Source organism: Curvibacter sp. GW821-FHT09D12 (assembly GCF_059416245.1).
Genome location: NZ_JBWKOU010000003.1, coordinates 463,813 through 486,714, shown reverse-complemented (window position 1 = coordinate 486,714; position 22,902 = coordinate 463,813). Strand labels below are relative to the sequence as shown.

Genomic DNA, 22,902 nt, shown 5'->3' with positions numbered 1-22,902 from the left:
CTGTTTGGGGGGATGCTTCGACATCAGGCCGAGGGAGGTGCAGGTGCCGGACCTTCCGTCACAGGCACCCACAGGGTTACTTCGGTTCCTTGGCCCAACTCGCTGTGCAGCTCGACCGTGCCGCCGTGCAGCTCGATGATCTCTTTGACCAGGCTCATGCCCAGGCCGGTGCCCGGGATCTGGCCCGAGGTGTCGGCGCGGTAGAAGCGCTCGAACACGCGAGCCACTTGCTCGGGCGTCATGCCCAGGCCCTGGTCGCGCACCCGGATGCCCAGGCGGCCGGGCTGGTCGGGGTGGGCCTGCAGCAGGCTCACGCTCACGTCGCCCCCGTCGGGCGAATACTTGTAGGCATTGGAGACGATGTTGCGCACCGCCTGCATCAGCTTCTTGCGGTCGGCCCGCACCCACATCGGGCCGGCTTCGGCCGGCAACAGCGGGCCTTGCCGGCCTGCGGGCACACCGAAATCGACCACCACCTGCCGGGTCAGCGCGTCGGCATCGACAGCCTGAAAGTCGAAGTCCTGGCCGCGGCGCTCCTCGATGCGCACCAGGTCCAGCAGTTCGTTGATGATGGCAATCATCAGTTCGGACTGGCGGTAGATGATGCCCAGCACCTCTTTGCGCTTTTCTTCCTTGAAAGGCATGTGCAGCATCAGCTCGGTGTAGCCAAAGATGCTGACCATGGGGGTGCGCAACTCATGGGCCGCGTGTGAGAGGAACTCACTCTTCATGCGGTCCACTTCGGTTTCGTGGGTCACGTCGCGCAGGTACAGGATCTGCGACACCGATTCGGCGGCCGATTCGCGCAGGGCCACCTGCAAGACCCGGTGGAGGGGCGCCGCCAGTTCGATCTGATGGCGCGGGCCGGCGCCCGGGCCACGCCCGGTATGGGACGGCTCCAGCAAGGCTGCCAGCCCCGGAAAGCGGGCCTTGGGCTGGCAGGCCTGGGCCAGGCGCGCTGAAAAGCAGGCTTCGTCCAGGCCCACCACGTCACTGGTGCTGAGGCCAGTCAGGCGGTGGAAGGCCGGGTTGGCGTACTTCACGTGTTGCTCGCTGTCGAAGGCCACAAAGCCATCGGGGCTCAGCTCGAAGATGGCATTGAGCTGCTCGTTGCGGTCACCGATGCGCTGCAGGGCGTCTTCCAGCTCTTGCTGGGTTTTGAGCCGGATGGCGTTCTCGGCGCTCAGTTGGGCGTGGCTCAGGGCCAGTTCGCGGTTGCGCTCTTGCAGCGAGGCAGCAATGTCGGCGGTCTCCTGGTTGGCACGGGTGAGTTGTTCCACCCGCTCGGCAATGGCCCGCGACATCACGTTGAAGGCGGCACCCAGGCGGCCGACATCATCCTGGCCTTCGGGCACGGGCTGCATGGTGAGCTGCCCCTGGGCCACGCGCAGGCTGGCGGTCGTCAGCACCGACAACTGCCGCGTGATCAGCAGGCCCAGCAGCGTCAGCAGGCCCGCCGACAGCAGCAGCTCGGACAGCGCAATCAGCACGCCCTGGGTGACCAGCTGCTGGCGTGCCACCAGGATGCGGGTCAGGTCCAGGCCGAACTGCAGCTTGCCCAGCGTCTGGCCTGACTGGCGGATGGGCAGGGCCATGTCGTAGCGGGGCGGGGTGTTGGCGGCATCGAGGTTGAACTCACCCGTGACCGGGGGCAGGGCCTTGCCAGTGGGCCAGCCACTGGTGGCCACCACCTCGCCACTGGCATCGGTCACGGCCAGGTATTCGATGCCATGGATGGCATGGCTTTCATCGAGCACGGCCTGCACGGTGGCGTAGTCATACTGCGCGAGCGGGGCCACCAATGCCGCCGACAGCACGGGGGCGATCTGGTCGGCTTGCTCGCGGGCCTGGTCGCCCATGGCGTCGTGCAGCAGCCGCAGGCTGTTGCCCACCAGCAAGGCGAGCATCACCATTTCGACGAGCAGGGCGGCCATGAGCAGGCGCCCGCGCACAGTGCGCCAAGGCAGGTGCAGGCGCATCATTTGCCTTGCTTGAGCGCCAGCCGGACCTCGTTGGCGTAGGGCTCCAGGGCCACCAGCTCACGCGGCTCCAGGGCCCGGTACCCGCCCAGGTTGTAGCGGTTGAAATACTGCTTGGCTTCGGGGGTGTCGGCAAATGCACGCAGATGCGCCAGGATCTCGTCATAGCGTTTGGCGTGGCGCTGGTTCAGCACGTAGACGCGGCCGGCCATGGGCAGGCTTTCGGCCACCACGCGCAGGCGGTCGCGCACGGCGGGCTGAAGGTTCTGGAAGTTGGCTAGCGACATGAAGCCCACGCTGCCTTCGCCCTTGAGCAGCAATTGGCCCACGCTGTCTGACGCGCTGACGTAGCGCATGGTGGTGTTGCTGACGCTGTTGCGGATCAGCCAGTGCTGCCCCCACAGGGTGACCAGCGAGCTGGCCGACAGGCCGATCACGGGTTTGCCGTTGAGGTCTTGTGGGTTGCGGTAGTCGCTGTCAGGGCCCACCAGGGCCACGGCCTTGAAGTCGTTCTGGTAGGTGAGCAGAGGGCGGTAGGCGGCGTCGGTCTGCAGCAGCCGGGCCTGGTGGCCGGTGGTGATGGCCATGTCGTATTGCTGGGCTAGGGCCCGGCGTGCGAATTCTGTGAAGTCGGGCGCGGTCACGATCTCGACCGGGTGTTCCAGGGCTTTTTCAAGGTACAGACGCAGGGGCTGGTACATCTCCAGAATCACCCGGGCGCTGGAGTGGGGGGCCACCCCGATGCGGAAGGGGGCCGCGCCCGTGGGGCCTGGGGCTGCCGAGGCCAAACCGGCCAAGCCCAGCAGGGGGAGGAGCATGAGCAGGGCCAGAGCCCGCAGGAAAGTGCGCATGAGAAACCTTGAAGAAGACAGCCGGCAGCGGTGAGCCCGCCGCGGCGGCATCACCCGCTCATTTCTGACGACGGACGGGTTCCGAGTTTAGTGGCTTCGTGAGCCCTTGGCACGCTTTGGAGGCCCCTGCTGTTGACCAAGGTCGTCTTGAAGGCGCTTGAATCCAGCCTGAGCCGAGAGGGGGCCCCGACCCAAAAGCGCAGGCTTGAAAGTGCCGACTGCAAAAGAGCCGACGGCAAAGGCGCAGGCTCAGAACTGAAGCCCTGCGGGGTTGTTTTCAGTGGCGCGTCTGGGGGCCACCGGCAATTCAGGGGCGGGCTTCGCTTTGGGCTTGGTGTCACTGAGGGGCTTGGCTGGGGCATCGCCCGCGGGCACCAGTGGCTCAGGGGCCGGGCGGCGGTAGGCGGCAGGCAGCTGGATCTGGGGCGGGTAGCCGGCAGCATCCAGGTAGCTCTTCCATTCGTTCTCCTGCAGGCCACGCAGGAACTGGCTGCTGATGCTCAGCGCGGGCAGGGTGTCGCTGCCGCTGAGCTGCTTGAACGCGCTGATGTCGGCGTTGGAAATGATGGTTTTTTCGGCAAACGGGATGCCACGGCTAGTCAGCACCTGGCGTGCGGCGCTGCAGACATCGCAGTCACGGGTCACATAGAGGGTGACGGGGTACTGGTTGGCCATGCGCCGAAGGTCGGGTGGCAGGGTGGCATTGGCCTCGGCCTGGCTGCTGCCGGAGCGCACGGTGGCGACCTTGGCATCGGGTTTTTCGGGCGGCCGGTCTGAAAACGTGACTTTGCCGTCAGGGCCCACGATGCGGTAGACCTGCTGCGCCTGTACGGGGGGGGCCGCCATCAGCCCCGCTCCCAGGGCCAGCAGAGCCCCCAGCAGCAGGGGGCCGGACACCCGCAGGTGTCTGACCGAGGTCGAGGTCTGAAAGGCTGAAGTGGGGGCGGCCATGGTCAGTGAGCAGGGGTTGTCTGCAGGGGCAGGGTCTCAGTTCATGCCCTGGTGGCGCAGCAGCGCATCCAGGCTGGGTTCACGGCCCCGGAAGGCCTTGAACGATTCCATGGCCGGGCGGCTGCCACCGGCCTCAAGAATGGACTGGCGATAGCGCCGGCCGGTCTCGGGGTTGGGGCTGCCATCGGGCAGCACGCTTTCTTCGAAGGCGGCGTAGGCATCGGCACTCAGCACTTCGGCCCACTTGTAGCTGTAGTAGCCGGCGGCATAGCCACCGGCAAAGATGTGGCTGAAGGTGTGGGCGGTACGGCTGAAGGCCGGCGGTTGCAGCACGGCCACTTCGCGGCGCACGGCGGCCAGCACGTCCATGAAGGCGTCGGGTGCGTCGGCCCGGGTGTGCAACTCCATGTCGAACAGCGAGAACTCGATCTGGCGCAGGGTGCCCAGGCCGCTCTGGAAGTTCTTGCCCGCGATCATCTTGTCGAACAGGGCGCGCGGCAGGGGCTCGCCGGTGTCCACGTGGGCGGTCATGTGGCGCAGCACGTCCCACTCCCAGCAGAAGTTCTCCATGAACTGGCTGGGCAGTTCGACGGCGTCCCACTCGACCCCGCTGATGCCTGATACGTCGCGCTCGCTGACCTGGGTCAGCAGGTGGTGCAGGCCGTGGCCGAATTCATGGAACAGGGTGATCACGTCGTCGTGCGTGAGCAGGGCCGGCTTGTCGCCCACGCCGGAGGCAAAGTTGCACACCAGATGGGCCACCGGGGTTTGCAACTGGCCGTTGTCGGGCCGCAGCCAGCGGGCGCGCACGTCGTCCATCCAGGCGCCACCGCGCTTGCCGGTGCGGGCGGGTTGGTCGAGGTAGAACTGGCCCACCAGTTGCCCGTTGCGTTCAATGCGGTAGAACTCGACGGCTGGGTTCCAGACCGGGGCCTGGTCACGCCGGATGTTGACTTCGAACAAGGTCTCGATGATCTTGAACAGGCCTGCCAGCACCTTGGGGGCGGTGAAGTACTCTTTGACCTCTTGCTCGCTGAAGGCGTAGCGCGCTTCCTTGAGCTTTTCGCCGATGTAGGGCCAATCCCAGGGCTGGGGATCGGCCAGGCCCAGTTCGGTGGCGGCGAACTGGCGCATGTCGGCCAGGTCTTGCTCGGCGTAGGGCCGGGCCTTGCGGCTGAGGTCACGCAGAAACTCGCTGACCTGGGCCGGCGAATGGGCCATCTTGGGCACCAGGGACACCTCGCCAAAGTTGGCGTAACCCAGCAGCTGGGCTTCTTCGTGGCGCAGGGCCAGGATCTCGCGGATCAGCGGGGTGTTGTCAAAGCGGGCATCACCCAGCTCGCTGGCGCGTGTGACATAGGCGGTGTAGAGCTTTTCGCGCAAGGCGCTGCTGTGGGCGTACTGCATCACGGGCAGGTAGCACGGCATCTTGAGCGTGAGTCGGTAGCCTGCCTGGCCTTCGGCCTCGGCGCCCTGGCGGACCGCCTGCACCACGTCGGCCGGTACGCCGGCCAGCTCGTCTTCGCTGGCGTAGTAGGCGAAGGCATCGGTGGCGTCGAGCGCGTTCTCGCTGAACTTCTGGGTGACCTCGGCGTGACGTTCCTGGATCTGGGCGAAACGCTCACGGGCAGGGCCCTGCAGCTCGGCGCCTGAAAGCACGAAATTGCGCACGGCATTCAGGTGGGCCTGGCGCTGCTCGGTGTTGAGGCTGGCCACGTCGATGGCCTTGTACTTGGCGTACAGGCGTTCGTCGGCGCCCAGGCGGGTCCAGAACTCGGTGACGCGGGGCAGGGCCTCGTTGTAGGCGGCACGCAGCTCGGGCGTGTCGGCCACGGCGTTCAGGTGGCTGATGGCACCCCAGGCGCGGCCCAGGCGTTCAGTGGCCACATCCAGCACCCGCGCGATGGCCAGCCAGTCGGCTGGAAACCCGGGGGCGGTGACGGTTTCAAGGGCCTGGTTGGCATCGGCGAGCAAGGCGTCGATGGCCGGGGCCGCGTCGTCAGGCTGGATCCGGTCGAACAGGGGCAGGTCGGAGAAGTCGAGGAGTGGATTGCTCATGCTTTGGATGGTGGCGCCGAAAGGGCTGGCTTCAAGCCCCAGAGGCCGCACGTTCTGCGGCTTCGAGGGTGTTGACGAGAAGCATGGTGATGGTCATGGGGCCCACGCCGCCGGGCACGGGGGTGATGTGGCTGGCGACTTCGCGCACGCCGTCGAAGTCGACGTCGCCGCACAGCTTGCCTTCGTCATTGCGGTTCATGCCCACGTCGAGCACGACGGCACCGGGCTTGACCATGTCGGCGGTGAGCACGTTGCGCTTGCCCACGGCAGCCACGATCACGTCGGCCTGCAGGGTCTGGGCCTTCAGGTCGCGGGTGGCGCTGTGGCAGATGGTGACGGTGGCGTTCTTCTGCAGCAGCATCAGGGCCATGGGCTTGCCCACGATGTTGCTGCGCCCGATCACCACGGCGTGCTTGCCCTTGAGGTCGTAGCCGATGGATTCGAGCATCTTCATGCAGCCGTAGGGGGTGCAGGGCCAGAAGCCGGGCATGCCTGTCATCAGGGCACCGGCGCTGGCGATGTGGAAACCGTCCACGTCTTTCAGGGGCGAGATGGCTTCGATCACCTTCTGGGCGTCGATGTGCGCGGGCAGCGGCAGTTGCACCAGGATGCCGTGGATGCTGGGGTCGTTGTTCAGGGCCTCGACGCGGGCCAGCAGGTCGGCCTCGCTCATGTCGGCTTCGTATTTCTCGAGCACCGAGTGCAGGCCGCTGTCCTGGCAGGCCTTGACCTTGTTGCGCACATACACCTGGCTGGCCGGGTTGTCACCCACCAGCACCACGGCCAGGCCGGGGGTGACGCCCTGGGCCTTGAGGGCAGAGGCGCGTTCGGCCACCTGGGCGCGCAGTTGCTTGGAGAGGGCGTTGCCGTCGATGAGTTGTGCGGTCATGTTTTCGGATTCTCAAGTAAAAACGCCCGCTGGAAGCAATCAGGCGGGCGAAGTTGGCTATGACGTTGATAGCAAAAATGGGGGTGATCAGGCTTTCGGGGCGTTTTGTCCCAGCGCGATCTTCAGCAGGTCGGCCACGGTGTTGGCATTGAGCTTTTCCATGATGTTGGCGCGGTGGGCCTCGACCGTCTTGATGCTGATGCCCAGGTCGTCGGCGATCTGCTTGTTCAGGCGGCCGGCGACGATGCGCTCCAGCACCTGGGCTTCGCGCGAGGTCAGCTTGGACAGCAGGGCGTCGCGGCTGGCGGCCTGCTGGTACTCGCTGAAGGCGCCCTTGGCGTGTTCGAGCATGCGCTCGACCAGGCCCAGCAATTCTTCTTCCTTGAAGGGCTTCTGGATGAAATCCATGGCGCCCTTTTTCATGGTGTTGACAGCCATGGGCACGTCGCCGTGGCCGGTGATGAAGACGATGGGCAGGGGGGAGCGGCGCTCCAGCAGGCGGTCTTGCAGTTCGAGACCGGTCATGCCGCCCATGCGGATGTCGACGATCAGGCAGGCGACCTCACGCGGGTCGTAGCGGCTCAGAAAGGCTTCAGCGGATTCGAAGCAGCGAACCCGGTAATCCTTGCCTTCGAGCAACCATTGCAGGGAATCACGGACGGCTTCGTCATCGTCAACAACGTAAACAGTGCCCTTCTTTGGAATCAAACTCATGCGTTACCCCGGGATCCTTGTCTGTTCAGCAGAACGTGCAGCGCCCTCAATGGGCTGTTGGGCCACAGGTAACCAGAAGGAAAACCGGCAACCTGTGATGTCGGCGCCATTGTAGAGGTTCTCAGCCTCCATTCGGCCGCTGTGCGACTCGATGATGGAGCGGCACAGATTGAGGCCGATGCCCATGCCTTCGGCCTTGGTCGAGAAGAAGGCTTCGTACAGGCGCTCCAGCACCTCGGGGGCTAGGCCCTGCCCGGTATCGACCACCGAGAATTCGACCGCGTTCTGGCCATCGACCTGGCGCGGTACCACGCGCAACTCCACACTGCGGCGCGGGGAGGGGCGGTCGGCGGCGTCGATGGACTCGGAGGCGTTCTTCATCAGGTTGACCAATACCTGCTCGATCAGGATGGGGTCGACCAGCAGGCGTGGCAGGCGGGCGGCCACGTAGTAGCTCAGGCGCACGTTGCGCCGGCGCAGTTCGATTTCGGCCAGCTCGACCGCCTCGCTGACCATGCCGCCAATGTCCGACAGGGTGCGGTTGGGTTCGCTGCGCTTCACGAAAGATCGGATGCGCTGGATGATCTGGCCAGCCCGCTGTGCCTGCTTGGAGGTCTTTTCCAGCGCGGCCAGCAAGGCTTCTTCGGTGATCTGCTGGTCTTTGATGCGCGAGACCATGCCATTGCAGTAGTTGTTGATGGCGGTCAGCGGCTGGTTGAGCTCGTGCGCCACGCTGGAGGCCATTTCACCCATGGTGATCAGGCGGCTGGCGTTTTGCGCCCGCTCGGCCTGGGCTGCAGCCTGTTCCTCGGCCTGGCGGCGGGGGGTGATGTCGGTGGCGATCACCATCTGGGCCAGGCGGCCGTCCACCCAGTTCAGGTAGCGTGAACGCACTTCCAGCCATTTGCCCAGCTCGGGCACGAAGATTTCGGCGTTTTCGGCCTGGGCCGTGGTGAGCGATTCGGTGGGCAGGCCGGCCAGGCCGTCCACGTCATCGAGCGATTGCTCCTGCGACTGGCTGGTGGGCACGCCAGCCTGGACCACCAGCTGCAGGTGGCCACCCGTGTGGGCGCCAAACCACAGTCGGTAAAGCTTGTTGGCAAACAGCAGCTCTTCGCTGCCCAGCGGTGCGACGGACACCGAGGCGTCGAGCGCCTCCAGCACGATGGTGAAGCGCTCGTACGAGGCCGAGAGCTGCTCCCGGATGCGGTTGGGTTCGGTGATGTCGGTCATCGACGTCATCCAGCCGGTCTGGTGGCCATGGGCGTCGATCAGGGGCGACACATACAGGCGCGCATCGAACAGGGCGCCGCTCTTGCGCTTGACCTTTACCTGGAAGCCGCCCTGGATGGTCTTGCCTGACAGTTCGTCGCGCAGGCGCGCAGCCAGTGCGGCGTGGTCCTCTTCGGGCCAGTAAGAGAAGGGCGGGGTCTGGCCGACCAGCTCCTGGGCTGTCCAGCCCGTCATCTGGCAGAACGCGGCGTTCACATAGCTGACCTTGCCGTCCATGTCCATGGCCCGCATGCCGGTGAGGATCGAGTTTTCCATGGCGCGGCGGAAATTGGTCTCGGCCACCAGGGCCTCTTGTGTGCGCACGCGTCGGCGTGTGTGGCGCCAGTTGGCGATCAGCATCCAGGCCGTCATCACGCTGAGCACGCCCACCAGCCAGAACTGCCCGCTGCCGATCAGGCCCAGCGAGGTGCGGTAACCCTGGGCACGCAGCAGCAGACTGTTGCCGATGGGCGACACGGGCACCTCGAATTCATTGGCCTTGACCGTCCAGGGCAGCAGGCGGCTGGCTTTGCTGTGCGGGGGCAGCACGGCCCCAGCCAGCAAATGGCCCTTGGCATCGATCAGAGAGACCGCGTACTTGGCCAGCACCTCGGTGGGGGCGCCATAACGCAGCAGGCCGTCGACCGAGTATTCCGCAGCCACCACACCGGCAAAGCGACCCTGTTCATTGAGGGGAACGTGTAGCTGCAACTGGGCTGACTCCTCATTGCCCACCGGTTGAGAGTAGACCGGCTGCTGCAGGTCCTTGGTCAGGCCATAGGTCTCGTCGGTCTCGCCGGCGCGCAGGGTGTCGCCCGGGTTCAGCAGCCGCGAGCCCGGCACGGTGGGGGCCGCGCGAGAGGCGCGCACCCGCCGCTTGTCGTCGATCCAGCTCAGGGTCTGCAGCTCGGGGTATTGGTTGATCAGGTTGTCGGCGCGGGCGTTGAAGTCGTTGCGGTTGAGCTCGCGGTTGGAGACGTCGCGGGCCAGGCGCATCAGTTGCTCCTGTCGCTCCAGCAGGCGCAGGCGCAGGCGCTGCTGGGCGTATTCCACATCTCGTTTCACGGCTTCGTGCTCGCGCTCGATTTCCTCGGCCCTCAGGTACCAGAATGCAGAACCGATGGCTGCCAAAAACATCACCACGGCCACCAGCGGGGCCAGCATGGCAAAGCGGTCCTGCCGGTTGGGGGATTGTTGACCCCACCAATGGCGGATCCAGGCGACAGTGCGCAGTTTGCCGGCGCTGGACGGCACGGCGGAATCAGACGGTTGCATGCCCTCAAGTGTAGGGGAGGGGGCTCAAGTGTCAGGTCATGTATCGGAGGTGGAAAACATGTGAGTTCATAATGCGAAATCGAAGGTCATAATTTGAAATTTGAATTTTTTGTGAGACACTCGCCCCGTCAAAATCATGACGCAACCCCTTTAGCAGGAGACAAGCATGTCAGCCCAACCCGAGCACGTGCCCGGCATTGCTGCCAACCCGGCACAAGACCTGGACAACCAAGAAACCCGTGAGTGGATGGACGCACTGTCCGCCGTGATCGACGCTGAGGGCCCAGAGCGCGCCCACTTCCTGCTTGAGCAATTGCTCGAACATGCGCGTGAGCACAGCATCGACATGCCGTTTTCGGCCACCACCGGTTATGTCAACACCCTCGAGCCCGACCAGGAAGAGCGCTGCCCTGGCAACATCGAAATCGAAGAACGTCTGCGCGCCTACATGCGCTGGAACGCCATGGCCATGGTGGTCAAGGCCAACCGCCACCACCCGTTGGATGGCGGTGATCTGGGCGGCCACATTGGCTCGTTCGCCTCGCTGGCCCACATGTTTGGCGCCGGCTTCAACCATTTCTGGCACGCCGAGAGCGAAAACCATGGCGGTGACTGCCTCTACATCCAGGGTCACGTGTCGCCTGGCGTTTACGCCCGCGCCTACCTGGAAGGCCGCCTGACCGAAGAGCAATTGCTGCATTTCCGCCAGGAAGTGGACGGCAAGGGCCTGTCGAGCTACCCCCACCCCAAGCTGATGCCCGAGTTCTGGCAGTTCCCGACCGTCTCGATGGGCCTGGGCCCGCTGATGGCGATCTACCAAGCCCGGTTCCTGAAGTACCTGCATGCCCGCGGCATTGCCAACACCGAAAACCGCAAGGTGTGGGTGTTCTGTGGCGACGGCGAGATGGACGAAGTGGAATCGCTGGGCGCGATCGGTCTGGCGGCGCGCGAAAAGCTCGACAACCTGATCTTCGTGGTCAACTGCAACCTGCAGCGCCTGGACGGCCCGGTGCGCGGCAACGGCAAGATCGTGCAAGAGCTCGAAGGCGAGTTCCGCGGTGCTGGCTGGAACGTGATCAAGCTGCTGTGGGGCTCTGACTGGGATCCGCTGCTGGCCCGCGACAAGGACGGCGCGCTGCGCAAGGTCATGATGGAAACCCTGGACGGCGACTACCAGTCGTTCAAGGCCAACGACGGCGCCTATGTGCGCAAGCATTTCTTCGGCCGCGATCCGCGCACCCTCGAAATGGTGTCGAAGATGAGCGACGAGCAAATCTGGGCGCTGCGCCGCGGCGGCCACGATCCACAGAAGGTGTATGCCGCCTACGCCGCCGCCACCAAGCACAAGGGCCAGCCCACCGTGCTGCTGATCAAGACCGTCAAGGGCTTTGGCATGGGCAAGGCCGGTGAAGGCAAAAACAACGTTCACCAGACCAAGAAGCTGACCGACGAAGACATCAAGATCTTCCGCGACCGCTTCAACATCCCGATTTCGGACAGCGACCTGCCGAGCATCCCGTTCTACAAGCCGGCCGACGACACCCCGGAAATGCAGTACCTGCACGAGCGCCGCAAGGCCCTGGGGGGTTACCTGCCGCACCGCCGCACCAAGGCCGACGAGCAGTTCACCGTGCCCTCGCTGGAGGTGTTCAAGTCGGTGATGGAGCCCACGGCCGAAGGCCGCGAGATCTCCACCACCCAGGCTTATGTGCGTTTCCTGACCCAGTTGCTGCGTGACCAGGCCCTGGGCCCGCGCGTGGTGCCGATTCTGGTGGACGAAGCCCGTACCTTCGGTATGGAAGGCTTGTTCCGTCAGGTGGGCATCTACAACCCGGCAGGTCAGCAGTACACCCCGGTCGACAAGGACCAGGTGATGTACTACCGCGAAGACAAGGCCGGTCAGATCCTGCAAGAGGGCATCAACGAGGCCGGCGGCATGAGCAGCTGGATTGCTGCGGCCACCAGCTACAGCACCAGCAACCGCATCATGGTGCCGTTCTACGTGTACTACTCGATGTTCGGCTTCCAGCGCATTGGCGATTTGGCCTGGGCGGCTGGCGACATGCAGGCCCGCGGCTTCTTGCTGGGCGGCACCTCGGGCCGCACCACGCTGAACGGCGAAGGCTTGCAGCACGAAGATGGTCACAGCCACATCCTGGCCGGCACCATCCCGAACTGTGTCAGCTACGACCCGACCTTCGCACACGAAGTGGGCGTGATCCTGCACCATGGCTTGAAGCGCATGGTTGAAAAGCAGGACAACGTCTTCTATTACCTGACCCTGCTGAACGAAAACTACGCCATGCCCGGCCTGACGCCCGGCACCGAAGAGCAGATCATCAAGGGCATGTACCTGTGCAAGGAAGGCGCCAAGCTGACCCCGCGCGTGCAATTGCTGGGTTCGGGCACCATCCTGCGTGAAAGCATTGCTGCGCAAGAGCTGCTGGAGAAGGACTGGGGCGTGGCCGCCAACGTCTGGAGCTGCCCGAGCTTCAACGAACTGACCCGCGACGGTCAGGAAGCCGAGCGCTTCAACCTGCTGCACCCGCTGGAAACCCCGCGTGTGCCGTTCGTGGCCCAGCAACTCGGCGCCCACAATGGCCCGGTGGTGGCTTCGACCGACTACATGAAGGCTTACGCCGAGCAGATCCGCCCCTTCATCCCCAAGGGCCGCACCTACAAGGTGCTGGGCACCGACGGTTTTGGTCGCAGCGACTTCCGCAGCAAGCTGCGCGAGCACTTCGAGATCAACCGCCATTACATTGTGGTGGCTGCACTGAAGGCGCTGAGCGAAGAAGGCACCGTGCCCGTGGCCAAGGTGGCCGAGGCCATTGCCAAGTACGGCATCCAGGCCGACAAGATCAACCCGCTGTACGCCTGATACGGCCAGGAGACACAACATGGCATTGGTAGATATCAAGGTCCCCGACATCGGTGATTTCGACGAAGTGGGCGTCATCGAGCTGTTGGTCAAGGTGGGCGACACGGTCAAGGCCGAGCAGTCGCTGATCACCGTCGAATCCGACAAGGCCTCGATGGAAATCCCCTCGTCGCATGCCGGCGTGGTGAAGGAAATCAAGGTCAAGCTCGGTGACAAGGTCTCCGAAGGCTCGGTGGTGGTGGCGCTGGAGGTGGCGGGTGTCGCCGAAGCCCCGGCTGCAGCACCCGCCGCGCCGGCTGCTGCGGCGTCGGCCCCTGCCGCACCCGCTCCGGTGGCGGCACCTGTGGCGGCCCCGGCCGCTGCGGCCGGCCCGGTCAATGTGATGGTGCCCGACATCGGCGACTTCAAGGACGTGGCCGTGATCGAACTGCTGGTCAAGCCCGGCGACACCGTGAAGGCCGAGCAATCGCTGATCACGGTCGAATCCGACAAGGCTTCGATGGAGATCCCCTCGTCGCATGCCGGCGTGCTCAAGGAGCTCAAGGTCAAGATCGGCGACAAGGTCAACATCGGTGACCTGATCGCCGTGCTGGAAGGCGTCGCTGGCGCCGCGGCCCCGGCCGCCGCTCCCGCCGCAGCTGCTGCCCCGGTAGCTGCTGCTGCTGTGGCTGCCGTGGCCGCCGCGCCCGCTGCCCTGGCCGTGCCGGCCCACCAGCCGGGCACGCCTTCGGCTGCGCTGCCGCATGCTTCGCCCTCGGTGCGCAAGTTCGCCCGCGAACTGGGTGTGCCGCTCGAAGAGGTCAAGGGCACGGGCCTGAAGGGCCGCATCACCCCGGCCGACGTGCAGTCCTTCACCAAGGCTGTGATGGCCGGTGCGGTGCAGACCAAGGCACAGGCCGCCAAGGCTCCGGCTTCGACCGGTGGTGGTGGCTCTGAGCTGGGCCTGATCCCCTGGCCCAAGGTCGACTTCGCCAAGTTCGGCCCGATCGAGCGCAAGGAACTGGGTCGCATCAAGAAGATCAGCGGCGCCAACCTGCTGCGCAACGCCATCATGATCCCGGCCGTCACCAACCATGACGATGCCGACATCACCGACCTCGAAGCCTTCCGCGTCTCCACCAACAAGGAGAACGAGAAGAGCGGCGTCAAGGTGACCATGCTGGCCTTCCTGATCAAGGCCTCGGTGGCCGCGCTCAAGAAGTTCCCCGAGTTCAACAGCAGCCTCGACGGCGACTCGCTGGTCTACAAGCAGTACTACCACATCGGTTTTGCCGCCGACACCCCGAACGGCCTGGTTGTTCCGGTGATCAAGGACGCCGACAAGAAGGGCGTGCTGCAGATCAGCCAGGAAATGGGCGAACTGGCCAAGAAGGCCCGTGATGGCAAGCTGGGCCCGGCCGACATGAGCGGTGCCACCTTCACCATCTCCAGCCTGGGCGGCATTGGTGGGCGTTACTTCACGCCCATCATCAATGCGCCTGAGGTGGCGATCCTGGGCGTGTGCAAGAGCCAGATCGAACCCAAGTGGGACGGCAAGGCCTTCCAGCCGCGCCTGATGCTGCCGCTGTCGCTGACCTGGGATCACCGCGTGATCGACGGGGCGGCTGCCGCGCGCTTCAACGCCTTCCTGGGTCAGATCCTGGCCGACTTCCGTCGCGTCCTGCTGTGACGGCACGGCACCCCACGCTCGCTGTGGTGTGGGCTGGCGGCGCCCGGCAGGCCGGCGTGTGCCCGATGGGGCAGGGGGCCTGCGCATGACGACCGTGGTCGTCGTGCGCAAGGGTGGGCAGGTGGCCATTGCGGCCGATACCCTGGTCACCTTTGGCGATACCCGGCTGTCGCAGCGCTTTGAAGAGAATGAAAAGCTCTTCAAGGTCGATGCGATGGGCGGCCCCAGCTACATCGGCATGGCCGGCACCGTGGCGCATTTCCCGGTGCTGCGCAAGGCGCTGAATGCCTTGCCCAAGGATCAGTTGCGTCTGGGCAGCCGCGACGAGGTGTTTGACACCTTCACGCGACTGCACCCGCTGCTGAAAGAAACCTTCTTTCTGCAGACCAAGGAAGACGACAACGACCCCTACGAGTCCAGCCAGTTCAGCGTGCTGATTGCCAACGCAAGCGGCATCTATGGCTTGTACAGCTACCGCGAGGTGTTCGAGTTCAAAGAGTTTTGGGGCATCGGCTCCGGACGCAGCTTTGCCCTCGGCGCCATGCATGCCACCTACGCCCGGGCCAAGACCGCCCGCGAGGTGGCCGAGGCCGGCCTGGCCGCCAGTTGCGAATTCGACCGCAACTCGGCCGCGCCCATCAACATCTTCACGATCAAATTGAAAGGTTCCATATGAGCCTGATAGACATCAAGGTCCCCGACATCGGTGACTTTTCCGAAGTGGCCATCATCGAACTGCTGGTCAAGCCCGGCGATACGGTCAAGGCTGAGCAATCGTTGATCACGGTCGAGTCCGACAAGGCCTCGATGGAGATCCCCTCGTCGCACGCCGGCGTGGTGAAGGAACTCAAGGTCAAGCTCGGCGACAAGGTGGCGGAGGGTTCGGTGATCCTGTCGCTCGAAGTGGCCGGTGCTGCCGCTGCAGCGCCTGCTGCCGCAGCCCAGGCACCCGCTGCCGCAGCCCCTGCGCCGGTGGCTGCCGCCCCGGCCCCGGTGGCCGCAGCGCCCACGGGCAGCAACGACATCGATTGCGACGTGATCGTGATCGGTGGCGGCCCCGGTGGCTACTCGGCCGCCTTCCGCGCGGCCGACCTGGGCCTCAAGGTGGTGCTGGTCGAGCGCTATGCCACCCTGGGTGGCGTGTGCCTGAACGTGGGCTGCATCCCCTCCAAGGCGCTGCTGCACGTGGCGGCGGTGATGGACGAGGTCAGCCACATGGCCGATCTGGGCGTCGATTTCGGGGCCCCCACGGTCAACATCGACAAGCTGCGCGGCCACAAGGAAAAGGTCATCGGCAAGCTGACCGGCGGTCTGGCCGCCATGGCCAAGATGCGCAAGGTGACGGTGGTGCGGGGCTACGGCAACTTCATCAGCAGCCACCAGCTGCAGGTGGAAGAAACCAGCGGCGAAGCCCAGGTGCGCACGGGCAAGGCCCAGACCATCGGCTTTCAGCGCGCCATCATCGCGGCCGGCTCGCAAGCCGTGCGCCTGCCCTTCATGCCTGACGATCCGCGTGTGGTCGACAGCACCGGCGCGCTGGCGCTCAAGGAAGTGCCCAAGCGCATGCTGATCCTGGGTGGCGGCATCATCGGCCTCGAAATGGGCACGGTATACAGCACCCTGGGCGCGCGCCTGGACGTGGTGGAGATGATGGACGGCCTGATGCAGGGCGCTGACCGCGATCTGGTCAAGGTCTGGCAGAAGATGAACGCCCACCGCTTCGACAACATCATGCTCAAGACCAAGACGGTGTCGGCCAAGGCCACGCCCGAAGGCATCGAGGTGACGTTTGCCGCGGCCGAAGAAGGCGGCACGGCGCCCGCACCGCAGACCTACGACCTGGTGCTGCAGGCCGTGGGCCGCACGCCCAATGGCAAGAAGATCAGCGCCGACAAGGCCGGCGTGGCCGTGACCGACCGGGGCTTCATCAACGTCGACATCCAGATGCGCACCAATGTGCCGCACATCTTCGCCATCGGCGACATCGTGGGCCAGCCCATGCTGGCGCACAAGGCGGTGCATGAGGCGCACGTGGCGGCCGAGGTGATTGCCGGCGAACTCAAGGGCGACAAGGAACTGGCCAGCGCCACCTTCAATGCCCGCGTGATCCCCAGCGTGGCCTACACCGACCCCGAAGTGGCCTGGGTGGGCCTGACCGAAGACCAGGCCAAGGCCCAGGGCATCAAGGTCAAGAAGGGCCTGTTCCCCTGGAGCGCCTCGGGCCGTGCGATTGCCAACGGCCGCGACGAAGGCTTCACCAAGCTGCTGTTCGACGCCGAGACCCACCGCATCCTGGGTGGCGGCATGGTGGGCACGCACGCTGGCGACATGATCGGCGAGGTGGCCCTGGCCATCGAGATGGGCGCCGACGAGATCGACATCGGCAAGACCATCCACCCGCACCCCACGCTGGGCGAAAGCATCGGCCTGTGCGCCGAAGCCGCCCACGGCAGCTGCACCGACCTGCCGCCAGCGCGCAAGTAAGGAGCAGGGGCCTGATGGCCCCGCCCCGCTTCGCCCTTCCACCCTGACCTTCAGGGCGGGATGCGGCCTGGGCTCTGGCTGCCGTGCAGCCCTGCGTCTGAAAATGCCTCCTAAGCCTCATGCGACGTTTCGTCCCATGAGGCTTTTTCATTGGGGTTTTGACGCAGGTCTTCTGGCACAGGTGTTGACCGCGACCTCAAAAAATACCCAAAAGGATATAATTTGAGCGCTTGGACCGTTGTGATTCACCCGTTGGCAGAGCCCGAATTGGGAGCGTTACCTGCGGACATGAAGGCCCGCTTCCTGCGGATTGCCGAGTTGCTGGAGGACCTGGGGCCCCAGCAAGTCGGCTTGCCGCACGTGCGGCCGCTTGAAAACAAACGGTGGGAAATGCGGCTGCGGGGGCGCGATGGCATTTCTCGGGCCGTCGATGCCGTGATCAGCGGGCAAAGATTGATCGTGCTGCATGTGTTCGTGAAGAAGACCCAGGCCACACCCCGAAAAGCGATTGAGATGGCCTTAGACAGATCAGAGGCGGTGATATGAAAAGCTTGAAAGATTTCAAACCCAGCCTGCTCGCTGAGGCAGAAGCTCAAGCCGAGTACGACAGATTGGCCGATGAGTTCGAAATGGCGCGAGAACTCATCGCGGCTCGTCATCGTGCAGGCCTGACCCAGGCCGAGGTGGCCCAGCGCATGGGCACAAGCCAAAGCACGATTGCCAGGTTGGAGAGTGGCGGGCGCCAGCCTTCGATGCAAACAGTACAGCGCTACGCCAAAGCTTTGGGGTATCGAGCTGTGATCAAGTTGGAGCTGCCCCAGGGCAGTGGTGCCTGAGCCCGCAGTGGTGTGTGCAACGTGGGCTCGTCCGAGCCTGGCACCGCAAGGTACCACCCATGATCCAAGGCGGTGGCTTTTTTCATGAACTTATGGTGCGTTAAGCCGGCTCGGTCAGGGGGTGAGGTCGACAGCGCTGCGTCGCCCCAGGCCTTCGGCGATCAGGGTGAGGACCAGGGTGTTCAGCGACACCCCCTCGGTTTTGGCACGTGCGGCCAGTTGGCGGTGCATGGATTTGGGCACGCGGGTCAGCAATCGGCCTGATGCGGCAACCGGCGCAAAATCCTGGATCTTGAACTGTGGCGCCGGAATCGGGAGCCCTTGGTCCACAAGGGCGCTCACAACCGCCAGGAAAGCCTCGCGTCCGTCGGCAATGGCTTCCATCTCGGAGTCTCCATCCGCCAGCAGGCCCGGAAAATCGGGCATGCTGAACTGATAGCCGCCGCCATCCTCCGCTGCGATGGGGCCCAGCACATGGCTGTAGGCCTCAAAAGGGAAAGGGGGCTGCACGGAGGGGATTCGCACGGGACTCATGATGAAGACGATGCCTGGACTTGATCAATCAGTGTGACCAACCTCTTGATGTAGAGGGGTTTGATGGGGCGCCGAGCCGGTATGGTCAGGTGCTCGGCCAGCAGCGGGTGAGAGAAAACACAGTGGCTACCACCATTGTTTCTGACTTCCAAGCCATGGTGCCGGGCCAGGCGCAGCACGTTTGGCATGGACCAATCGCTCGGGTTGCGCCGCATGGCACTCAGCAGTTTGGCTGCGGTATTCATTTTGCCATGATATTGCCCAAGATATCATGATCGGGTGCCGCTGCCGCCCCCCATGGGGCAAGTCGTCGGCTTGAACAGGGAGCTTCCAGCTCAAGCTTGTTTGCTCGCCAAGTCGCCCCTTTCCTCATAAGCCTTGCCACCCGCCCTCAGCGCGCTGTGCGCCCGCTGGCTTTGCAGCACCGGGTAGAACATCTGGTGCTGCCACTTTTCCTCACCAAACAGCCGGTCGTCGATCAGGCCCACCTGGGCAGGGTAGCGGCGGGTGATGTGGGCGGAACCAAACAGCACGTCCCAGAAGAACAGCAGGTTGCCGAAATTGCCCTTGTAGTGGCCGATGCCGTCCTCATTGGTGATGGCATGGTGGGCCCAGTGCGTGGCCGGGGTGGAGACGGTGCGCTCCAGCAGCCACACCAGCGGGTGCAGGGCGCGGATGCGGTACAGCGGCTCGTCCCAGCGCCAGGCGCAATGGGCGCCCAGGATCACCAGCAGCTTCACGATCATGTAGCTGGCATAGACCATGCCCCCCACGCCCAGGTACAGCAGGGCGCCGCCAATCCACAGGCCCGGCATCATCAGGTAGTAGAAAAAGTTGTTGCGGTAGGTGATGCGGATGCTCATGTAGCTGGCCGAGTGGTGGGCCCGGTGCAGGGGCCACATCAGGGGCGAGTGCGACAGGCGATGCCACCAGTACTGGGTCATGTCGTCGCCGACCAGCAGCAGGCCCACCATGGCCCAGGCGGGCAGGTCGGCCAGTCGGTTGTGCCAGTCGGGGGCCAGCCAGGAGCCCAGCTTGGCGGTGGCCAGCAAGGCCAGGGGCTGGGTGATGGCCAGCAGGCTCAGGAACATCAGCAGTTCCAGCTTGGTGTCGTTGGCATTGGCGGTCACCGTGCGTTGGTAGCGTCGGGTGATGAACTCCATCAGCGCGAAGCCGATCATGAAGCACAGGATGAGGGTGTTCTGGAACTGGTTGGCAGTCACGGGCAAGTCTCCATTCGTTTTTTTGCGAATGTAAGACGGGTGTTTTAATGTGTCTATTGCATTGTCTGCATCATCATGATGTGATTGCTGCATTGACCATGATCAACCTGAACCAATACCGTCATGTGCTGGCCTTGGCCGAGGAGCGCCATTTCGCGCGTGCGGCGGCGCGGGTGCACCTGAGCCAGCCAGCCTTCAGCCGCAGCATCCAGGCCATCGAGGCCCAGCTGGGCCTGCGGTTGTTCGAGCGCCAGCCCGGGGAGGTGCGACCGACACCGGCCGGTGCCTTTTTGCTGGAGCGTGCGCGCCGTCTGTTGTTTGAGGCCCGCTGCCTGGAGCGTGACCTGGCCCTCTACCTCGAACACCAACTCGGGGATGTGGCCTTTGGCATGGGGCCCATGCCCAATGTGACCCTGGGGCCCCACGTGGTGGCCGAGGTTCGCCAGGTCTATCCCCAGATCAGGATGCGCTTGGAGATCAACAACTGGGCTTTGCTGCTGGAGCGCTTGCGGCTGGAGCAGATCGAGTTCTTTGTGGCCGAGGTGCGCGACCTGCCGACCGACCCGGCCTTGCAGGTCGAGCCGTTGATGCGGCAGGCCGGGCGTTTTTATGTGCGGGCCGAGCACCCCCTGGGCCCGGGAACGCATCGCCTGGCCGAGGTCTGGCCCTACGGCGTCGGGACCACCCGCCTGCCCGAAGCACTCAAGACCGTGCTGGCCAAGCTGGGAGGTGGCGACGCACTGACCCAGCCTGCGCTGGAGTGCGATGACCCCAGGCTGTTGCAGCAGATCGGCCTGGGCACGGACACCGTGATTGCCACCACCGAATTGGCGGTGGCCGACTTGGTGGCGCAAGGTCTGCTGCGTGCGTTGGAGCTGCCCGAACTGCCGGTGGTGTACGCCGACATGGGCATCGTGCGCCTGCGCCATCGCACGCCGGCCCCGATGGCCTTGAAGGTGATCGAACTGTTTCAGCGCTTTGCGCTGGAGGGTCAAGGCTCAGGCGCCTGACAGCAGGCGGCTTTCGATGAACGCCCATTGTTCAGGCGTGACTTCGGTGATGGACAGGCGATTGCCTCGCTGCAACACCGTCATCTCGGCCAGTTCGGGCTGGGCACGCAACTCACCCAGGCCGACCACCCGGGTCTTGCGCAAGGCCTGCACATCCAGCAGCAGCCAGCGTGGTGCCGTGGGCGGCGATTTGGGATCGAAGTAGGGCGAGGTGGCGTCGAATTGGGTGGGGTCGGGGCGCACGCCCGAGGCCACCCGGGCCAGACCCGCGATGCCGGGCTCGGCGCAGCTCGAGTGGTAGAACAGCACGCCGTCACCGAGTTGCATCTGGTCACACATGAAGTTGCGGGCCTGGTAGTTGCGTACCCCGGTCCAGGGCACGGTGGCCTCTGGGGCGGCCAGGGCGTCGTCGATCGAGCATTCTTCGGGCTCGGATTTCATCAACCAATAACGGGGGGCAGGGTTCATGGGCGGGATTCTGATCAACGTTAGTTTTGTCTGACAGACGGCGGACGATGGGGGCTGCACAATGGCGCAGCCCGGTGCATATGCACTGTCTGGCATTGTCGCCAATCCCCGCCTTGGAGCCTTGTTCATGTCCACCCCATCTCCGCGTCTTCTGATCATTTCCGGCAGCGCCCGCCAGGGTTCGCTGAATCGCCGACTGGCCCATGCCGTGGCGCTGGGTGCCACCCAGGCCGGCTTTGTGCCCCATGAACTGGATCTGCGGGCCCTGGACCTGCCCCTGTACGACGGTGACGCCGAGGCCGCCTCCGGCGTGCCCGCCGGGGCCACGGCCCTGCAGCAGGCCTTGCTCGACAGCGATGCCCTGGTGGTGGTCACGCCCGAGTACAACGGGTTCCCGACGCCCTTGTTCATCAACGCCTTCGACTGGCTGTCGCGCCTGCCCACGGGTGTCGCGGCCACGGCCAACAAGCCCACGGCGCTGCTGTCGGCCTCGCCCGGCCCCATGGGGGGCTTGCGAGCGCTCAACTACGTGCGCCAGTATCTGCAGATGAACTTTGCATCACTGGTGGTGCCGCAGCAGTACGCGCTGGGGCGTGCAGCCGAGGCCTTCACGGCCGAGGGTGCCCTGAGCGACGACAAGACCCGTCAGGCCGTGCAGGGGGTGCTGGAGGCCTTGAGCCGCCTGACCCGTGCCGTGCAGGGCGACTGAGCGCGCCTCTTTGGCTCGTTGCTTCAGCCTGGCTTCTTCGGCCCGGTCTCTTCAGCCGGGCAGTGGGTGGTCGTAGCGGATGAAGCCCCGGTGTTCGGCCACCCGGTCATACAGGCGGCGTGCCCGCAGGTTGTCCGACTGGGTCAGCCAGTACAGGCGTTGCGCGCCGCCGTGCTGCGCCGCCTTGGCCACGGCCTCGATCAGCGCGGCTGCCGTGCCTTGTCCGCGGTGGGCTTCCGACACGTACAGATCTTGCAGGTAGCAGACCCGGGGTGCCCAGGTGCTGGTGTGGAACAGGTAGTGGGTGATGCCCACCAATTGCCCCTGCACGCGGGCGCCCAGGCCCTGCACACCGTCGCCGGCCAGCAAGCGCTCCCAGGCCCGCTGGTACTCGGCGTCTCGGGTGGGGGTCTGGTAGAACGCCTTGTAGGCCTGTGCCAGCGGCAGCCAGTCGGTCCGGTCGCCGGCCTGCAAGGGCGCAATGACGATGCCTCCGCTGTTCGTGGTGCTGCCGGTGTTCATGGCGCCTCCATGGCAAAGCTGGGTTCGCACTCGATGCGGGTGCGCACTGAGTTGGCCAGAAAGCAGGCCTCGTGGGCCCGGTGGTGCAAGGCCTGCAGGGCCGCCTGATCGCGCTCGACGCCCGCTGCCAGGCGTACCACCGGCCGCAAAGTCACCTCGGTCATCACTTGCCGGCCTTGGGCATCGGCGGCCATCACGCCGCTGGCCTCGTCGTCATACGACACGATGTCCCAGCCGGCCCGTGCCGCCAGGTCCAGAAACCACAGCATGTGGCAGCTGGACAAGGCCGCCACAAAGGCCTCCTCAGGGTCGACCGCCGCTGGATCGGACCAAGGCAGCGGCACAACATGGGGCGATGACGAGGCCGGTACGCTCACACCGCCATCAAAGTGCCATAGGTGGCGCCGGCTGTAGCGCCGCTGGCTGAAGCTGCTGCCATCGAGTTGCCAGCGCACGCTGGCGGTGTAATGGGCCATGGGGTTTCCGTTTCGCTCTGATTGGTGAAATGATCCCCCAGTCTATTTTGATCATGATCCGTTCAAGGAGCCAATTGACCATGAAACAGGGGAGCCATCGG

Annotated in this window: 21 protein-coding genes; 8 read left to right on the top strand and 13 right to left on the bottom strand. The window is 64.9% G+C overall.

Features of this window, described 5'->3' with window-relative positions; genetic code table 11:
• Positions 1-23: 23 nt before the first annotated feature.
• From AC07PT_RS07030 to AC07PT_RS07000, 7 genes are all read right to left on the bottom strand, one after another.
• Entirely contained in the window at positions 24-1,982 is a 1,959-nt protein-coding gene (locus AC07PT_RS07030) for an ATP-binding protein (RefSeq protein ID WP_494656242.1), read from the bottom strand.
• Complete coding sequence (locus AC07PT_RS07025) at positions 1,979-2,797, bottom strand: phosphate/phosphite/phosphonate ABC transporter substrate-binding protein (protein WP_494656241.1); 819 nt, start codon at positions 2,795-2,797, stop codon at positions 1,979-1,981. The genes AC07PT_RS07030 and AC07PT_RS07025 overlap by 4 nt, the downstream gene beginning before the upstream one ends.
• A 282-nt stretch (positions 2,798-3,079) precedes the next feature.
• Positions 3,080-3,781, bottom strand: a complete 702-nt coding sequence (locus AC07PT_RS07020; RefSeq protein ID WP_494656240.1) for a DUF4124 domain-containing protein — start codon at positions 3,779-3,781, stop codon at positions 3,080-3,082.
• A 36-nt stretch (positions 3,782-3,817) separates the two neighbouring features.
• Entirely contained in the window at positions 3,818-5,839 is a 2,022-nt protein-coding gene (locus tag AC07PT_RS07015) for a M3 family metallopeptidase (RefSeq protein WP_494656239.1), read from the bottom strand.
• A gap of 31 nt (positions 5,840-5,870) precedes the next feature.
• Positions 5,871-6,728 (bottom strand): bifunctional methylenetetrahydrofolate dehydrogenase/methenyltetrahydrofolate cyclohydrolase FolD, encoded by an 858-nt coding sequence (gene folD / locus AC07PT_RS07010; RefSeq protein ID WP_494656238.1) that lies wholly within the window; start codon positions 6,726-6,728, stop codon positions 5,871-5,873.
• Between the two features lie 87 nt (positions 6,729-6,815).
• Positions 6,816-7,442, bottom strand: coding sequence for a response regulator transcription factor (locus AC07PT_RS07005; protein WP_019576848.1), 627 nt, complete (start codon positions 7,440-7,442; stop codon positions 6,816-6,818).
• Between the two features lie 3 nt (positions 7,443-7,445).
• The gene (locus tag AC07PT_RS07000) at positions 7,446-9,989 is read right to left on the bottom strand and encodes a PAS domain S-box protein (protein WP_494656237.1); all 2,544 of its coding nucleotides are present in this window, start codon (positions 9,987-9,989) and stop codon (positions 7,446-7,448) included.
• 166 nt (positions 9,990-10,155) lie between these two features.
• Here AC07PT_RS07000 and aceE point away from each other — a divergent pair, with 166 nt between their 5' ends.
• The 6 genes from aceE to AC07PT_RS06970 all read left to right on the top strand — a co-directional run bounded on the left by aceE (position 10,156) and on the right by AC07PT_RS06970 (position 17,859).
• Complete coding sequence (aceE, locus tag AC07PT_RS06995; RefSeq protein ID WP_494656236.1) at positions 10,156-12,870, top strand: pyruvate dehydrogenase (acetyl-transferring), homodimeric type; 2,715 nt, start codon at positions 10,156-10,158, stop codon at positions 12,868-12,870.
• Positions 12,871-12,889: 19 nt separating this feature from the next.
• The gene (gene aceF, locus AC07PT_RS06990) at positions 12,890-14,539 is read left to right on the top strand and encodes a dihydrolipoyllysine-residue acetyltransferase (RefSeq protein ID WP_494656235.1); all 1,650 of its coding nucleotides are present in this window, start codon (positions 12,890-12,892) and stop codon (positions 14,537-14,539) included.
• 85 nt (positions 14,540-14,624) lie between these two features.
• Complete coding sequence (locus tag AC07PT_RS06985) at positions 14,625-15,215, top strand: MFS transporter (RefSeq protein ID WP_492346642.1); 591 nt, start codon at positions 14,625-14,627, stop codon at positions 15,213-15,215.
• Complete coding sequence (gene lpdA, locus AC07PT_RS06980; protein ID WP_494656233.1) at positions 15,212-17,023, top strand: dihydrolipoyl dehydrogenase; 1,812 nt, start codon at positions 15,212-15,214, stop codon at positions 17,021-17,023. Before AC07PT_RS06985 ends, lpdA begins: the two co-directional genes overlap by 4 nt.
• Positions 17,024-17,245: 222 nt before the next feature.
• The gene (locus tag AC07PT_RS06975) at positions 17,246-17,569 is read left to right on the top strand and encodes a type II toxin-antitoxin system RelE/ParE family toxin (RefSeq protein ID WP_494656231.1); all 324 of its coding nucleotides are present in this window, start codon (positions 17,246-17,248) and stop codon (positions 17,567-17,569) included.
• A complete protein-coding gene (locus AC07PT_RS06970; RefSeq protein WP_492346644.1) occupies positions 17,566-17,859 on the top strand; it encodes a helix-turn-helix domain-containing protein in 294 nt (97 codons plus the stop codon). The genes AC07PT_RS06975 and AC07PT_RS06970 overlap by 4 nt, the downstream gene beginning before the upstream one ends.
• A gap of 114 nt (positions 17,860-17,973) precedes the next feature.
• Here AC07PT_RS06970 and AC07PT_RS06965 read toward each other — a convergent pair whose 3' ends face one another.
• From AC07PT_RS06965 to AC07PT_RS06955, 3 genes are all read right to left on the bottom strand, one after another.
• Entirely contained in the window at positions 17,974-18,393 is a 420-nt protein-coding gene (locus AC07PT_RS06965) for a toxin-antitoxin system HicB family antitoxin (protein WP_494656229.1), read from the bottom strand.
• Positions 18,390-18,638 carry a type II toxin-antitoxin system HicA family toxin gene (locus AC07PT_RS06960; protein WP_494656227.1) on the bottom strand — a complete coding sequence of 83 codons (249 nt, stop codon included), beginning with the start codon at positions 18,636-18,638 and terminating at the stop codon, positions 18,390-18,392. Before AC07PT_RS06960 ends, AC07PT_RS06965 begins: the two co-directional genes overlap by 4 nt.
• A 90-nt stretch (positions 18,639-18,728) precedes the next feature.
• A complete protein-coding gene (locus AC07PT_RS06955; RefSeq protein WP_494656283.1) occupies positions 18,729-19,574 on the bottom strand; it encodes a sterol desaturase family protein in 846 nt (281 codons plus the stop codon).
• A gap of 140 nt (positions 19,575-19,714) precedes the next feature.
• Between AC07PT_RS06955 and AC07PT_RS06950 the strand changes: the two genes are divergently transcribed.
• Positions 19,715-20,626 carry a LysR family transcriptional regulator gene (locus AC07PT_RS06950; RefSeq protein ID WP_494656226.1) on the top strand — a complete coding sequence of 304 codons (912 nt, stop codon included), beginning with the start codon at positions 19,715-19,717 and terminating at the stop codon, positions 20,624-20,626.
• Here the strand turns inward: AC07PT_RS06950 and AC07PT_RS06945 are convergent.
• Complete coding sequence (locus tag AC07PT_RS06945; protein WP_494656225.1) at positions 20,615-21,094, bottom strand: EVE domain-containing protein; 480 nt, start codon at positions 21,092-21,094, stop codon at positions 20,615-20,617. The two genes, AC07PT_RS06950 and AC07PT_RS06945, sit on opposite strands and share 12 nt — an antisense overlap.
• A 127-nt stretch (positions 21,095-21,221) precedes the next feature.
• On the opposite strand from AC07PT_RS06945, the gene AC07PT_RS06940 reads away from it, so the two are divergent.
• Positions 21,222-21,803, top strand: a complete 582-nt coding sequence (locus AC07PT_RS06940) for an NADPH-dependent FMN reductase (RefSeq protein ID WP_494656224.1) — start codon at positions 21,222-21,224, stop codon at positions 21,801-21,803.
• 51 nt (positions 21,804-21,854) lie between these two features.
• On the opposite strand, the gene AC07PT_RS06935 is transcribed toward AC07PT_RS06940, so the two are convergent.
• The gene (locus AC07PT_RS06935; protein ID WP_494656223.1) at positions 21,855-22,325 is read right to left on the bottom strand and encodes a GNAT family N-acetyltransferase; all 471 of its coding nucleotides are present in this window, start codon (positions 22,323-22,325) and stop codon (positions 21,855-21,857) included.
• Positions 22,322-22,801: an OsmC family protein gene (locus AC07PT_RS06930; protein ID WP_494656222.1), complete on the bottom strand. Its 480-nt coding sequence runs from the start codon at positions 22,799-22,801 to the stop codon at positions 22,322-22,324. Before AC07PT_RS06930 ends, AC07PT_RS06935 begins: the two co-directional genes overlap by 4 nt.
• Between the last annotated feature and the right edge of the window lie 101 nt (positions 22,802-22,902).

Bases quoted from the DNA above. Each gene is read 5' to 3' on its own strand.
- AC07PT_RS07030 (WP_494656242.1), bottom strand. From the start codon at position 1,982: ATGATGCGCCTGCACCTGCCTTGGCGCACTGTGCGCGGGCGCCTGCTC.
- AC07PT_RS07025 (WP_494656241.1), bottom strand. From the start codon at position 2,797: ATGCTCCTCCCCCTGCTGGGCTTGGCCGGTTTGGCCTCGGCAGCCCCA.
- AC07PT_RS07020 (WP_494656240.1), bottom strand. From the start codon at position 3,781: ATGGCCGCCCCCACTTCAGCCTTTCAGACCTCGACCTCGGTCAGACAC.
- AC07PT_RS07015 (WP_494656239.1), bottom strand. From the start codon at position 5,839: ATGAGCAATCCACTCCTCGACTTCTCCGACCTGCCCCTGTTCGACCGG.
- folD (WP_494656238.1), bottom strand. From the start codon at position 6,728: ATGACCGCACAACTCATCGACGGCAACGCCCTCTCCAAGCAACTGCGC.
- AC07PT_RS07005 (WP_019576848.1), bottom strand. From the start codon at position 7,442: ATGAGTTTGATTCCAAAGAAGGGCACTGTTTACGTTGTTGACGATGAC.
- AC07PT_RS07000 (WP_494656237.1), bottom strand. From the start codon at position 9,989: ATGCAACCGTCTGATTCCGCCGTGCCGTCCAGCGCCGGCAAACTGCGC.
- aceE (WP_494656236.1), top strand. From the start codon at position 10,156: ATGTCAGCCCAACCCGAGCACGTGCCCGGCATTGCTGCCAACCCGGCA.
- aceF (WP_494656235.1), top strand. From the start codon at position 12,890: ATGGCATTGGTAGATATCAAGGTCCCCGACATCGGTGATTTCGACGAA.
- AC07PT_RS06985 (WP_492346642.1), top strand. From the start codon at position 14,625: ATGACGACCGTGGTCGTCGTGCGCAAGGGTGGGCAGGTGGCCATTGCG.
- lpdA (WP_494656233.1), top strand. From the start codon at position 15,212: ATGAGCCTGATAGACATCAAGGTCCCCGACATCGGTGACTTTTCCGAA.
- AC07PT_RS06970 (WP_492346644.1), top strand. From the start codon at position 17,566: ATGAAAAGCTTGAAAGATTTCAAACCCAGCCTGCTCGCTGAGGCAGAA.
- AC07PT_RS06965 (WP_494656229.1), bottom strand. From the start codon at position 18,393: ATGAGTCCCGTGCGAATCCCCTCCGTGCAGCCCCCTTTCCCTTTTGAG.
- AC07PT_RS06960 (WP_494656227.1), bottom strand. From the start codon at position 18,638: ATGAATACCGCAGCCAAACTGCTGAGTGCCATGCGGCGCAACCCGAGC.
- AC07PT_RS06955 (WP_494656283.1), bottom strand. From the start codon at position 19,574: ATGATCGGCTTCGCGCTGATGGAGTTCATCACCCGACGCTACCAACGC.
- AC07PT_RS06950 (WP_494656226.1), top strand. From the start codon at position 19,715: ATGATCAACCTGAACCAATACCGTCATGTGCTGGCCTTGGCCGAGGAG.
- AC07PT_RS06945 (WP_494656225.1), bottom strand. From the start codon at position 21,094: ATGAACCCTGCCCCCCGTTATTGGTTGATGAAATCCGAGCCCGAAGAA.
- AC07PT_RS06940 (WP_494656224.1), top strand. From the start codon at position 21,222: ATGTCCACCCCATCTCCGCGTCTTCTGATCATTTCCGGCAGCGCCCGC.
- AC07PT_RS06935 (WP_494656223.1), bottom strand. From the start codon at position 22,325: ATGAACACCGGCAGCACCACGAACAGCGGAGGCATCGTCATTGCGCCC.
- AC07PT_RS06930 (WP_494656222.1), bottom strand. From the start codon at position 22,801: ATGGCCCATTACACCGCCAGCGTGCGCTGGCAACTCGATGGCAGCAGC.